This window comes from Streptomyces sp. NPDC002690, from assembly GCF_053592415.1.
Genome location: NZ_JBSFVR010000027.1, coordinates 1 through 12,641 on the forward strand (window position 1 = coordinate 1; position 12,641 = coordinate 12,641).

10 protein-coding genes are annotated in these 12,641 nt (G+C 71.5%); 4 read left to right on the forward strand and 6 right to left on the reverse strand.

From position 1 onward, the window contains the following. The 4 genes from ACWD3D_RS06395 to ACWD3D_RS06410 form a co-directional block, all read left to right on the forward strand. Nucleotides 1–2,185: polynucleotide kinase-phosphatase (locus ACWD3D_RS06395; RefSeq protein ID WP_451459773.1), on the forward strand; the 2,185-nt coding region annotated here is incomplete at its 5' end. A gap of 101 nt (nt 2,186–2,286) precedes the next feature. Next, nucleotides 2,287–3,519 (forward strand): arginine deiminase, encoded by a 1,233-nt coding sequence (locus ACWD3D_RS06400; protein ID WP_451459774.1) that lies wholly within the window; start codon nt 2,287–2,289, stop codon nt 3,517–3,519. 143 nt (nt 3,520–3,662) lie between these two features. Beyond that, entirely contained in the window at nt 3,663–4,673 is a 1,011-nt protein-coding gene (argF, locus tag ACWD3D_RS06405; RefSeq protein WP_451459775.1) for an ornithine carbamoyltransferase, read from the forward strand. Between the two features lie 248 nt (nt 4,674–4,921). Beyond that, nucleotides 4,922–6,394: an APC family permease gene (locus tag ACWD3D_RS06410; protein WP_451459776.1), complete on the forward strand. Its 1,473-nt coding sequence runs from the start codon at nt 4,922–4,924 to the stop codon at nt 6,392–6,394. On the opposite strand, the gene ACWD3D_RS06415 is transcribed toward ACWD3D_RS06410, so the two are convergent. The 6 genes from ACWD3D_RS06415 to ACWD3D_RS06440 form a co-directional block, all read right to left on the reverse strand. Beyond that, the gene (locus ACWD3D_RS06415; protein WP_451459777.1) at nt 6,345–6,794 is read right to left on the reverse strand and encodes an ATP-binding protein; all 450 of its coding nucleotides are present in this window, start codon (nt 6,792–6,794) and stop codon (nt 6,345–6,347) included. The two genes, ACWD3D_RS06410 and ACWD3D_RS06415, sit on opposite strands and share 50 nt — an antisense overlap. 331 nt (nt 6,795–7,125) lie before the next feature. Then, nucleotides 7,126–8,259: an FAD-dependent monooxygenase gene (locus tag ACWD3D_RS06420; RefSeq protein WP_451459778.1), complete on the reverse strand. Its 1,134-nt coding sequence runs from the start codon at nt 8,257–8,259 to the stop codon at nt 7,126–7,128. A 58-nt stretch (nt 8,260–8,317) separates the two neighbouring features. After that, complete coding sequence (locus ACWD3D_RS06425; RefSeq protein WP_266710069.1) at nt 8,318–8,887, reverse strand: GTP-binding protein; 570 nt, start codon at nt 8,885–8,887, stop codon at nt 8,318–8,320. A gap of 5 nt (nt 8,888–8,892) precedes the next feature. Further along, nucleotides 8,893–9,309, reverse strand: a complete 417-nt coding sequence (locus ACWD3D_RS06430) for a DUF742 domain-containing protein (protein WP_451459779.1) — start codon at nt 9,307–9,309, stop codon at nt 8,893–8,895. Beyond that, a complete protein-coding gene (locus tag ACWD3D_RS06435; protein WP_266710071.1) occupies nt 9,306–9,743 on the reverse strand; it encodes a roadblock/LC7 domain-containing protein in 438 nt (145 codons plus the stop codon). The genes ACWD3D_RS06430 and ACWD3D_RS06435 overlap by 4 nt, the downstream gene beginning before the upstream one ends. Continuing rightward, nucleotides 9,740–12,625: a nitrate- and nitrite sensing domain-containing protein gene (locus ACWD3D_RS06440; RefSeq protein WP_451459780.1), complete on the reverse strand. Its 2,886-nt coding sequence runs from the start codon at nt 12,623–12,625 to the stop codon at nt 9,740–9,742. The genes ACWD3D_RS06435 and ACWD3D_RS06440 overlap by 4 nt, the downstream gene beginning before the upstream one ends. Nucleotides 12,626–12,641 lie beyond the last annotated feature (16 nt).

Consider the following 12,641-nt stretch of genomic DNA (forward strand, 5'->3'; position numbering starts at 1 on the left):
GCGCAACGCGAAGCGGCCCGACCGGTCGGACATGCCGCGCCACGTCGTCCAGCGCCACCGGCGCGAGCTGCGCCGTTCGCTGCGCGGGCTGGAGCGCGAGGGCTTCCGCAAGGTGCACGTGCTGCACTCCGAGGAGGAGACCGACCGGGCGGTCGTCGAGCGCGAGCGCCGCTACAACGACCTGCGCCACCTCACCGGCCCCTTCGACATCATCGGTGACATCCACGGCTGCCTCGGCGAGCTGGAGTCCCTGCTCGCCCAGCTCGGTTATGAGGACGGCACGCACCCCGAGGGGCGTACGGCGGTCTTCGTCGGCGACCTGGTCGACCGGGGACCGGACAGCCCCGGCGTGCTGCGCCGGGTGATGTCCATGGTCGCCTCGGGCGACGCGCTCTGCGTGCCCGGCAACCACGAGAACAAGCTCGGCCGCTACCTCAAGGGCCGCAAGGTCCAGCACAGCCACGGTCTGGCCGAGACCATCGAGCAGCTGGAACGCGAGGACGAGACGGATCCCGCGTTCCGCGAGCGGGTGGCGGAGTTCGTCGCGGGTCTGGTCAGCCACTACGTCCTGGACGGCGGCGACCTGGTGGTGTGCCACGCGGGGCTGCCCGAGAAGTACCACGGCCGCACCTCCGGCCGGGTCCGCTCGCACGCCCTGTACGGCGACACCACCGGTGAGACCGACGAGTTCGGCCTGCCCGTGCGCTATCCGTGGGCCGAGGACTACCGGGGCCGTGCGGCGGTCGTCTACGGCCACACCCCGGTCCCCACGGCCTCCTGGGTCAACAACACCCTCTGCCTGGACACCGGGGCGGTCTTCGGCGGAAAGCTGACCGCACTGCGCTGGCCGGAGCGCGAGATCGTCGACGTACCCGCCGAGAAGGTCTGGTACGAGCCGGTCAAGCCGCTGGCCTCGGAGGCGCCGGGAGGCAGGGAGGGCCGCCCGCTCGACCTCGGGGACGTCCACGGCCGACGGATCGTGGAGACCCGTCACATGGGCCGGATCTCGGTGCGCGAGGAGAACGCCGCCGCCGCGCTCGAAGTGATGAGCCGGTTCGCGGTCGACCCCCGGCTGCTGCCGTACCTCCCGCCGACCATGGCGCCGACCGCCACCTCGCACGAGGAGGGGTACCTGGAGCACCCGGCCGAGGCGTTCGCCCAGTACCGGGCGGACGGTGTCACCACGGTCGTGTGCGAGGAGAAGCACATGGGTTCGCGCGCCGTCGCCCTGGTCTGCCGGGACGCCGACGCCGCCCGTGAGCGCTTCGGCACCGACGGGCCGACCGGCGCCCTCCACACCCGTACCGGGCGGCCGTTCCTGGACGACACCGAGCTCACCGAGACGCTCCTCGGCCGGATCAGGGCCGCCGTCACCGCCGCGGGACTGTGGGAGGAGTGGGACACCGACTGGGTCCTGCTCGACGCGGAGCTCCTGCCGTGGTCGCTGAAGGCGGGCGGACTGCTGCGCTCGCAGTACGCCGCCGTGGGCGCCGCCGCCGGTGCCGCCCTCCCGCCGGCCCTCGCCGCGCTGGAGGCGGCGGCGGGCCGGGGCGTCGAGGTGGCCGCTCTCGCCGGACGCCAGCGCGAGCGCGCCGGGGACGCCGCCGCGTTCACCGAGGCGTACCGGCGCTACTGCTGGAGCACCGAGGGGCTGGACGGAGTACGGTTCGCGCCGTTCCAGGTCCTCGCCGTGCGCGGGCGCTCGCTCGCAGCGGAACCGCACGACGCGCAGCTCGGGTGGCTCGACCGGCTGGTCGAGCACGACCCGACCGGCCTGCTCCAGGTCACCCGTCGGCTGGTCGTCGACACCGGCGACGAGGCGTCCGTCCGCGCGGGCGTCGACTGGTGGCTGGAGATGACCGGCAGCGGCGGTGAGGGCATGGTCGTCAAGCCGCTCGGCGCTCTCGTACGGGACGGCAAGGGCCGGCTCGTGCAGCCGGGCATCAAGGTGCGCGGCCGGGAGTACCTGCGGATCATCTACGGCCCCGAGTACACCCGCCCGGAGAACCTGGAACGGCTGCGCTCCCGCTTCCTCGGCCACAAGCGGTCGCTGGCGCTCCGGGAGTACGCGCTCGGTCTTGAGGCACTCGACCGGCTGGCCGGGGGCGAGCCGCTCTGGCGGGTCCACGAGGCGGTCTTCGCCGTCCTCGCCCTGGAGTCGGAGCCGGTCGACCCCCGGCTGTGATCGCAGGGCCGTCCCGCGACGGCGTTCCGCTGTGACGCACGCCCCGCGATCGGCGGCCGGTTCGCGGGGTGAAGCGGGTGCCGCCCGGTGAGGATGAGGACATGGGATTCCATGTCGACTCCGAGGCCGGGCGGCTGCGCCGCGTCATCCTGCACCGCCCCGATCTGGAACTGAAGCGGCTCACCCCGAGCAACAAGGACGCGCTCCTCTTCGACGACGTGCTCTGGGTGCGCCGCGCCCGGCAGGAGCACGACGGCTTCGCGGACCTGCTGCGTGACCGGGGCGTCGAGGTCCACCTCTTCGGGGACCTGCTCCGGGAGGCCCTGGCCGTCCCGGTGGCCCGCCGGCTGGTGCTGGACCGGGTCTTCGACGAGAAGGAGTACGGACCGCTGGCCACCGAGCACCTGCGGGCGGCCTTCGAGGAGCTGACCCCGGCGGAACTCGCCGAGGCGCTGGTCGGCGGGATGACCAAGCGGGAGTTCCTGGACCGGCACGCCGAGCCGGTCTCGGTCCGCTTCCACGTCATGGAACCGGACGACTTCCTGCTCGGCCCGCTGCCCAACCACCTCTTCACCCGGGACACCTCGGCCTGGATCTACGACGGTGTGTCGATCAACGCGATGCGCTGGCCCGCCCGGCAGCGCGAGACCGTCCACTTCGAGGCGATCTACCGCCACCACCCGCTGTTCACCGGACCCGAGGCGGGCGCCTTCCACCACTGGTCGCAGGGGCAGCACGACTACCCGTCGACCATCGAGGGCGGGGACGTGCTGGTGATCGGCCGGGGCGCGGTACTCGTCGGGATGAGCGAACGCACCACCCCGCAGGCGGTCGAGATGCTGGCGCGCGGGCTCTTCGACGCCGGGTCCGCGCACACGATCGTGGCGCTGGACATGCCGAAGCGGCGGGCGTTCATGCACCTGGACACCGTGATGACGATGGTCGACGGCGACACCTTCACGCAGTACGCCGGGCTCGGCATGCTCCGGTCGTACACCATCGAGCCGGGCGACGGGCCCCGCGAACTCAAGGTCACCGACCATCCGCCGGAACACATGCACCGGGCGATCGCCGCCGCGCTCGGCCTGGACGCGATCCGGGTCCTCACCGCCACCCAGGACGTCCACGCGGCGGAGCGCGAGCAGTGGGACGACGGCTGCAACGTCCTGGCCATCGAGCCCGGGGTGGTCGTCGCCTACGAGCGCAACGCCACCACCAACACCCATCTGCGCAAGCAGGGCATCGAGGTGCTGGAGATCCCGGGCAGCGAACTGGGGCGCGGCCGCGGCGGCCCCCGCTGCATGAGCTGCCCGGTCGTACGCGATCCGGTGTAGACGGTGTTCACCCGGCACCCGCGTCCGGCGTTCCGGCGAAGGACCGAGTCGGCCGACAGCTCTGTATAGCGATGCATTGCCTCGTATACACTTCCAGAGTTACGGTACGCCGCAGATCCCCGTCCGACCCAGGAGCAAGAACCATGGCCATAGACCTCGCAGGCCGTCACTTCCTCAAGGAGCTCGACTTCACCGCCGAGGAGTTCCTCGGGCTGGTCGAGCTGGCCGCGGAGCTGAAGGCGGCCAAGAAGTCGGGGAACGAGGTGCGGCGGCTGCAGGGCAAGAACATCGCGCTGATCTTCGAGAAGACCTCGACCCGTACCCGCTGCGCCTTCGAGGTGGCCGCCGCGGACCAAGGCGCTTCCACCACCTACCTGGACCCCTCCGGCTCGCAGATGGGGCACAAGGAGTCCGTACGGGACACGGCCCGGGTGCTCGGCCGGATGTTCGACGGGATCGAGTACCGGGGCGACAGTCAGCACGCGGTCGAGGAGCTCGCCGCCAACGCGGGCGTCCCGGTCTTCAACGGCCTCACCGACGACTGGCACCCCACCCAGATGCTGGCCGACGTCCTCACCATGGTCGAGCACTGTGCCAAGGACATCCGTGAGGACGGCTTCGCCTTCGCCTACCTCGGCGACGCCCGCTTCAACATGGGCAACTCCTACCTGATCACCGGCGCGCTCCTCGGCCTGGACGTGCGGATCGTGGCCCCCGAGGCGTACTGGCCGGACGCGGACATCGTGGCGCGGGCCCGGGAGCTGGCGGCCGGCAGCGGCGCGAAGGTCACCCTCACCGAGAACGTCGCCGAGGGTGTGGCCGGCGCCGACTTCGTCGCCACCGACGTCTGGGTCTCCATGGGAGAGCCCAAGGAGGTCTGGACCGAGCGCATCGCCGCCCTCGCCCCGTACTCCGTGACCATGGACGTGCTGCGCGCCACCGGAAACCCCGGGGTGAAGTTCCTGCACTGCCTGCCCGCGTTCCACGACCTCGGCACCGCGGTCGGCCGGGACATCCACGCCGTGCACGGCCTGACCGAGCTGGAGGTCACCGACGAGGTCTTCGAGTCCGCCCACTCGGTCGTCTTCGACGAGGCGGAGAACCGGATGCACACCATCAAGGCGGTTCTTGTCGCGACGCTCGCGGGCGTCTGAGCGGTACGCCCCCGCACGACGGGCGCGGCCGGTTTCCGCGTCCTCGTCCTCTCTGTATGGTGATGCGCCCAATTGGGTGAACATGCGCTTCGGCGGCTACCATGGTCCGTCTCGTTGGGGTCCGGGCTTGCAGGCTCGGGCCCCATTGCCATGTACGGCACCCGCCCCCCACGGCGAGCCGCGCCCGGCCCCGATCCGCCGGACGAGGCCAGTCCCCCCACCGCACCACCAGAGAAGAGAAACGCCGCATGAGCGCGCAGCGCACGATCCGGCCGGGCCCACCCACCTCTGGCCCGCGCCGCAAGAGCCCCGAACAGCTGCTCGCCGAATCCGGCGCGGACCTGGAGGGGCACGGCCTCAAGCGCACCATGGGCCTGTTCCAGCTCGTCTGCTTCGGCGTCGGCGCGGTCGTCGGCACCGGCATCTTCGTCGGGCTGTCGGACAGCGTCTCGGAGGCCGGTCCGGCGGTGGTGATCTCCTTCGTGCTGGCGGCGATCACCTGCATCTTCACCGCGTTCTCCTTCGCCGAGCTCGGCGGTGCGATCCCCGTCTCCGGCAGCTCGTACTCCTTCGCCTACGCCACCTTCGGCGAGCGCACCGCGTTCCTCGTCGGCGGCTGCCTGCTGCTGGAGTACGGCGTCTCGGTCTCCGCGGTCGCGGTGGGCTGGAGCCAGTACGTCAACGAACTGCTCCACAGCCTCTTCGGGGTGCAGCTGCCCGAAGCCCTCTCCGGCGGCCCCGCCGACGGTGGTGTCGTCAACCTGCCGGCCGTCCTGGTGATCGCCATGGCCGCGGCGCTGCTGGTACGCGGAGTCCGGGAGAGCGCGAGCGCGACCGCCGCGATGGTGGTGCTCAAGATCGGCATCCTGGTCGCGTTCTGCGCCATCGCCTTCACCGCGTACCGTCATGACAACCTGACGCCGTTCGCGGGCAGCGGCATCTCCGGGATCACCTCCGGTGCCTCGCTGGCCTTCTTCTCGTACATCGGCTTCGACGCGATCACCACCGCCGGTGAGGAGGTCAAGAACCCCCGGCGCAACATCCCCGTCGCGATCATGATCTGCCTCGGCCTGGTCACTCTGCTCTACTGCGCGGTCGCCGTCGCCGCCATCGGCGCGCTCGGCCCGGACGAGGTCGCGGACACGCCTGCCGCGCTGTCGGCCGTGGTCAACCAGGTCACCGAATCCACCGTGGGTGGCGGCATCGTCGCGTTCGGCGCGGTCGTCGCCATCGCCTCCGTGGTGCTGGCCGTGATGTACGGCCAGACCCGCATCCTGATGTCGATGGCCCGGGACGGACTGGTGCCGAGGATCTTCGAACGGGTCTCGCCGAAGACCCACACCCCGGTCGCCAACACCTGGATCGTCGCCGCCGTCTTCGCCGTCCCGGCCGCCTTCTCCTCGCTCGACGCGGTGGTGAACCTGACGACCATCGGGACGCTGGGGGCGATGGCCGTCGTCAACCTCGCCGTCATCCAGCTGCGCCGCCGCGCCCCCGGGCTGAAGCGCTCCTTCCGGGTGCCCCTCTACCCGGTCAGCCCCGTCCTGGGCGTCGCGTTCTGCCTCTACCTGATGTACGGGACGGGCTGGGAGGCCTGGGTCGAGTTCGCGGCCTTCCTGGTCGCGGGCTCCCTGCTGTACTCCTTCTACGGCCGGAGCCGCTCGCGCCTGGTCAGCTCCGAGGAGTCGGACCCGCCTGGGCAGGCACCACCGGCAGCGTGAACCAGACCGCCTTGCCGTGTTCCGTGGTGCGGTGACCGCAGGCGGAGCTGAGAGTGCGGATCAGCAGCAGTCCGCGCCCGTACTCCTGCCAGGGGTCCGGCATGGTGTCCGGGCCCGGGGCGGTCAGCCCGCCGGGCGGCTCGGGGTCGCGGTCGTGGACCTCCACCTGGCAACCGGTCGGCAGCAGCTCCACGACCAGCTCGATGGGCTCGTGGCTGTCGGTGTGCTCGACGGCGTTCGTGACCAGCTCGGCGGTGAGCAGCTCGGCGGTGTCACTGTCCGTGGGCGCCTCGATGTCGGTGAGGGCCGAACGGACGAGGGCGCGGGCGATCGGTACGGCCGCCGTCGTGTGCGGCAACTCGATGCGCCAGGAGGCGGGTGCGGGGTCGACGGGAGGCAAGACGGATTCCGTTCGGGTCGCGGGATTCCTTGTGCGGAAGCCGTCCTGCGACAGCGGGGCCGTCGTGCTGCGGACGTCCGCACCGGGATGCTTCCGTGTTCCAACCTACGGATCGGGACGTCTGCGTACAGGAGTCGCCCGACCGGTATGAAAAGGACTTTCGGGCCACACTCTCACGAACCGCCCGACCTGTGGCTGTGAGGACAGTCACTCTACGCGGCACCGGGTGGTGCCCGTACCCACCCCGTGCGGGCCCGCACGCGGGACGGGGCCCGGACGTCCTCGCGGACGTGCGGGCCCCGTCGGGGCAGTGCCGGGTGGGGCGGGCCGGTCAGTACGGCTTGACGAGCACGTGGGCGGCGCCCGGGATGCCGATCTTCAGGAGCTCGTCCTCCTCGGGCGTCGTCGGGCTGCCGGTCTCCTGCTTGAGGACCGCCCGCGACAGGCTCTGCACGAACATCGCGCGGGGCCGGCGCCGGGCCTCCCACGACGCGAGCGCCGTCGCGACGTCCTCCTCGGCGTCCAGCGACTGGGCGAGCACCAAGGCGTCCTCCACGGCCATCGCCGCGCCCTGAGCCAGCTGCGGCGCCGACGCGTGCGCGGCGTCACCGGCGAGCACGACCCGGCCGACGTGCCAGGGCTCCTCGACGGTCACCTGGGAGATCCGGGAGTACACCACGGCCGCCGGGTCGGTGACGTGCTTCAGCGCCTCGGCCACCGGCCCGCCGAAGGCGGTGAGCCGCTCCGCCAGCTCCTCGTGCGCCCGCTCCGGGTCCGGCCGGAAGTCCGGCTCCTCGCCGAAGACGGCGCCCAGGTACATCAGCTCGTCGGTGATCGGGGTGAGCAGCGCCTTGGCGGCTTCGTTGCCCGCGCTCATCACGACGCCCTGGACCTCGGGCCGGCGCGGCACGGTGACCCGCCAGTTGGCGAAGCCGGTGTACTCGGGGGTGTACGTGTCGCCGTACAGGCGGCCTCGCAGCGGCGAGCCGATGCCGTCGAAGCCGACGACCAGGTCCCAGCGGGCGGACGAACCGTCCGACAGGCTCACGTCGACCCCGGCGCCGTCGTCGGACAGCTCGGTGATCGTCGTGCCGTAGGAGACCGCCGCGCCCGCGGCCGTCGCGGCCTCGGCGAGAATCCGGGCCAGCTCGGGCCGGGGTATGCCGTTGTTCGAGGGGGCGTCGTCCATGCGCGGCTGCGGGATCTTGGCCAGCGGGGCGCCGGACGGGTCGCAGATGGTGAGGATCTCCCACTCGAAGCCGGCTTCGAGGCAGGCGTCCAGCGTCCCGATCTCCCGCATGACGTGGAGGGCGTTGGACGGCTGGATGATGCCGACGCCGAGAGCCTCGACGCCGTCGCGCAGTTCGGCGACCCGGACGGTGTGACCGCGCAGGGCGAGCGCGGTGGCCAGGGTGAGTCCGCCGATTCCGCCGCCGTGGATCAGTACGCGCAGGGGTGTTGCCATGTCTGTTCTCTTTCCCGGGAGGTTAAGGAGTGCGGGGAGGGCACGGGAGGCGCGGTGGTCAGCCGACCGCGGCCGGCAGGGCCATCAGGTGGTCGACCAGCGCCAGCAGCACGTCGCGGCCGAAGGACCGTTCACGGACGTCACCGACGAGGAGCGGGACGTGCGGGTCCAGGTCGAGAGCCGCGCGGATCTCCGCGGCGCTGCGGGTGTTGTGACCGTGGAAGCAGTTGATCGCCACCACGAACGGGATGTCCCGGCTCTCGAAGAAGTCGATCGAGGCGAAGCTGGTGTCCAGCCGTCGGGTGTCGGCGATGACGACACCGCCGAGCGCCCCGTTGACCAGGTCGTTCCACATGAACCAGAAGCGCTCCTGTCCGGGCGTGCCGAACAGGTAGACCACCAGCTCCGGGCTGACCGTGATGCGGCCGAAGTCCAGCGCGACCGTCGTGGTGCTCTTCTGGCCGACACCGGCCAGATCGTCCACGCCGATGCTGGCCTTGGTCAGGAACTCCTCGGTGCGCAGCGGGGCGACCTCGCTGACCGCGCCCACCAGGGTGGTCTTGCCGACGCCGAAGCCGCCGGCGATGAGTATCTTGACGGCGCTGGGCGCCGTTTGAGGGGTTGTCATCTTGCTCAGAGTCTCCGGAGTCCGTCACGTACGGCGGCCAGCATGCCCATGTCGGCCCCGCCGGAGGCCCGTGCCACCGAGAGCGGGGCGCGGGCCAGCAGCAGGCCCTGGGAGACCAAGTCCGCCAGCAGGATCTTGGTCACCGAGATCGGCAGGTCGAGATCGGCGGACACCTCCGCGACCGCTGCCGGGTGGGTGCAGCGGTCGAGGATCATGCGGTGTTCCGGCTGGAGCCGGCCCGGCCGCAGTGGTGCACCGTGCTCGTCGCGCATCTCGTGCACGGTCGTCAGCACGGTGATGAGGGTGAAGTCGTCCCGCTCGGGAGCGGTCCGGCCCCGGGTGATCGTGTACGGGCGCACCATGGTGCCCGCACCGTCGTCCTCATAGGCGTCGGTCTCGTCGTCGTCCCAGTAGGGCGTCACACCCGCTGCCCGTCCCCGGTGCCGAAGGCGTCGAACTCGCCGCGCACGGGCGCGGTGAGCTTCTGGCCGACCTGCTGGACCAGGTTGTGCATCGCCAGGGACATCACCTCGGCATCCACTTCCTGGGAGGCGACGACGGCGAGGTGGGTGCCCTGGCCGGCGGTGATGATGAAGAGCCAGAGGTCGGCCAGCTCCACGATGACCTGGTGGACCGTGCCGCCCCGGAAGAGCTGGCCGACGCCCCGGGCGAGGCTCTGCTGCCCGGTGCAGATCGCGGCGAGCCGTTCGGCGTCGGACCTGTCGATGGTCCGGGAGTGACTCACGACCAGTCCGTCGTCGGACAGCAGCACGGCGTTGACGGTCTCGGCCACCGAGTCCACCAAGCCGTCGAGCAACCAGTCGAGATCCTGGAGCGTGGCCGTTGTGCGTGTCATGACCGTTCTTCTCTCGGGTTGAGGGGCGATGGGGGAGGGGTCGTCCGCGCGGGCGCCCCGTCGGCCGAGCGCGCCTCGCGCGACCGCCGCTGGAACGCTCCGATGGCGGCACCGGCACGCCGGGGAGCGGGCCGGAGCAGCGGGTTCTCGTCCCAGCTCGGCGTCCTGGGGGCGGCGGCCGGACGACCGGCCGCGGGGTCGACCCGCAGTTCGTCGACCAGGCTGGCCTGACGGACCCGGCGGGGGAGCGGGGGCTCCGAACCGGGGGCGGGGGCGTCCTGGCCGGGCGGGAGCGCGGGATGGCCGGAGACCTCGGGCTGCCGCTCACCGCTGTGCGCGTGGTTCCCGTAGGGCGAGGTGTTCGCGTCGGGGCCCGGGAAACCGCCGGGGTACGGCTGTTCCTGGTAGGGCTCCTGGTACGCCGGCTCTCCGTACGACGGGTCCCCGTACGCCGGCTCCTGGTAGGAGTGCTCCGGCTCCGGGTACGCACCCGCCGGCGCGTCCTGCCCCGGGAAGCCGTGGTCCGGCACCGGGTACTGCCCGGCTGCCGTCATGTACGGCCGCTCCTGGGAGGTGTAGCCCTGGTCGCCGGGCGCGTAGGGGTCCGCGGGGGCCCCGTACGCCTGGTCGGCGGTGTCGTACGACTCCTGCGCGGGGGCGTAGGAGGTCTCGGCGTACACCTCGTTCCCGTACGGCTCCGCGGGGGCGGGGTACGGGGTTTCCTGGACCGTGTACGTACCGGAGGCGACCGGTCGGTCCGCGTCCGCGGCGGCGGGGGGCCGTTCCCCGGAGGGTTCCGGCTCGGCGGACCGCTGGGAGCGGCCGGCGGCGTGGTCGACCAGTGCGGTGACCCCGGCCAGTGCCCTGCCCTGGACCCGGGACGGCAGTACGCCGGTGGAGGCGGGGGCCTCCTCACGCACGGGCTCCGGCGCGGGGACCGCGGCGGCGGGGACGGCTGCCACCGTGCGCCCGGTCGGGTGGGTGACCGTGAGCTCGTCGGGAACGAGTACGACGACACGGGTGCCGCCGAACGCCGACGAACGGAACTCCACCCGCAGGTCGTGCTGGTGGGCGAGGCGGGAGATCACGTGGAGGCCGAGCCGGATGTCCTCGGAGTGGGCGAGTACGTCCATCCGGGGCGGCCGGCTCATCAGCTCGTTGGCTTCCGCCAGTTGGCTCTCCTCCATGCCGAGACCGCGGTCCTCGACCTCGATGGCCAGACCGCGGCTCACCTTGGCGGCACGGACCTCCACCGGGCTCGGCGGCCGGGAGAACGCCAGCGCGTTCTCGATCAGTTCGGCCAGTACGTGCGAGACGGGACCGACGGCCCGCTCGGACAGCCAGGGCGTCCCGTCGAGGTCGAGCACCACCCGCTGGTAGTCCTGCACCTCGCCCTGGGCGGAGCGCATGACGTCCAGCAGCGGGACCGGCTTGCGCCAGCGCCGGTGCGGGGCGCCGCCGGCCAGGATGACCAGGTTCTCCTCGTACCGGCGCAGACGCGCGGTGAGGTGGTCCAGGTCGAAGAGGCCGTCGAGCACCTCGGGGTCCTCGTGCTTGCGCTCCAGCTCGTCCAGCTTCTTGAGCTGCTGGCCGATGAGCTGCTGGGTGCGCCGGGCGATGCGCTGGAGGAGGCGCTCGAACCCGCGGTGCTGGTCGGCCTGTTTGACGGCGGCGGCGAGCGCGCTGGTGCGGGCGAGGTTGAGCGCGTCGCCGAGCTGGGTGAGCTCGTCGCCGGACTTGTCCTTGCGGTCGGACTCGATGGCGCGGGCCTCGGCCTCGACATCGATCTTCTCACCCTGGCCGAGCCGTTCGACGACGTCCGGAAGGGTGCGTTCCAGCTCTTCCGCGCGGTCCTGGAGACGCTTGATGCGGCGGCGCAGGTTACGCGTGAGGCGCCAGGTGGTGAGGATGACCGCGACCACGGCGAGCAGACCGACCACGGTGGTGATCACCATCTTGACCAGCAGGGACACGATGCTGTCCTTGCCGATCGAGACCACCAGTTCGGTGCGGTGCTGGAGCAGGGCCACCAGCTGGGGCGTGACCTCGTCCATCGTCGAACGCCAGGACTTCTGTGAGGCGACGATCCTGACGTACCCCTTGGAGTCGGCGTCGCGGGGCGCGAGGATCTGCGCCTCCAGCTTCGTCTTCGTCTTCCATGCCTCGCCCTCGGCCATCTTGTTCCACATCGCCCGCTCGTCGGCGGGGAGGTTGGGAAGCACCTTGGTGGAGTACTGGAAGGACTGGCCGGTGATCTCCTCGCGCAGCTGCGCGAGGTCCGCGGTGCTGAGCTTGCCGTCGGACCAGCCGCGGGCCAGCAGCGCGTCCGAGCGGGACGCCATCTCCTTGACCCAGAAGAGGTCGACCAGCGGTGCGGACGCGGTGGTCACCTCGCCGTTGTCCACCTGGCTGAGGGCGGCGAAGAGCTGGAGGTCGACGTCGATGAGGTCGGTGTAGTAGCCGTAGACCACCGCCTGCTGCTCGTCGTCGCCCTGGTCGACCAACGTCCGTTGAGCGGGGAGCTGGTTGATCGACTCACGGGCCTTGCCGACGGCCTCGCGCACCTTGGCGGGGGCGCTGTCGGCGGAGATGTCGGAGACCGACTGGAAGGTCTCGATCGCCTTGTCGGTGAGCTTTCGCTGGCGCTGGAGAGCCTCCTTGGAAGCATCGGGATCGGCCAGCGCCTCTGCGCTGAGCCGCCGTTCCTCCTGCAGGTTGAAGTACACGATGTTGGACGGCTGGCCGGCCTTCTGGGCCAACTGCCCCTGGGCTGCCTGCCGCTGGAAGTCGAGCAGGGTCTGACCACTGGTGACCGCCCAGAGGGCCGCGAGGGCGACGCCGGGGACGATGGCCAGGATGAGCAGGGCTGTCCGCAGCGACATGGGGGTCGAGTCGGTG

Excerpts from the sequence above, each read along its gene's own strand:
- ACWD3D_RS06400 (WP_451459774.1), top strand. The coding sequence starts at position 2,287 with ATGGGATTCCATGTCGACTCCGAGGCCGGGCGGCTGCGCCGCGTCATC.
- argF (WP_451459775.1), top strand. The coding sequence starts at position 3,663 with ATGGCCATAGACCTCGCAGGCCGTCACTTCCTCAAGGAGCTCGACTTC.
- ACWD3D_RS06410 (WP_451459776.1), top strand. The coding sequence starts at position 4,922 with ATGAGCGCGCAGCGCACGATCCGGCCGGGCCCACCCACCTCTGGCCCG.
- ACWD3D_RS06420 (WP_451459778.1), bottom strand. The coding sequence starts at position 8,259 with ATGGCAACACCCCTGCGCGTACTGATCCACGGCGGCGGAATCGGCGGA.
- ACWD3D_RS06425 (WP_266710069.1), bottom strand. The coding sequence starts at position 8,887 with ATGACAACCCCTCAAACGGCGCCCAGCGCCGTCAAGATACTCATCGCC.
- ACWD3D_RS06435 (WP_266710071.1), bottom strand. The coding sequence starts at position 9,743 with ATGACACGCACAACGGCCACGCTCCAGGATCTCGACTGGTTGCTCGAC.
- ACWD3D_RS06440 (WP_451459780.1), bottom strand. The coding sequence starts at position 12,625 with ATGTCGCTGCGGACAGCCCTGCTCATCCTGGCCATCGTCCCCGGCGTC.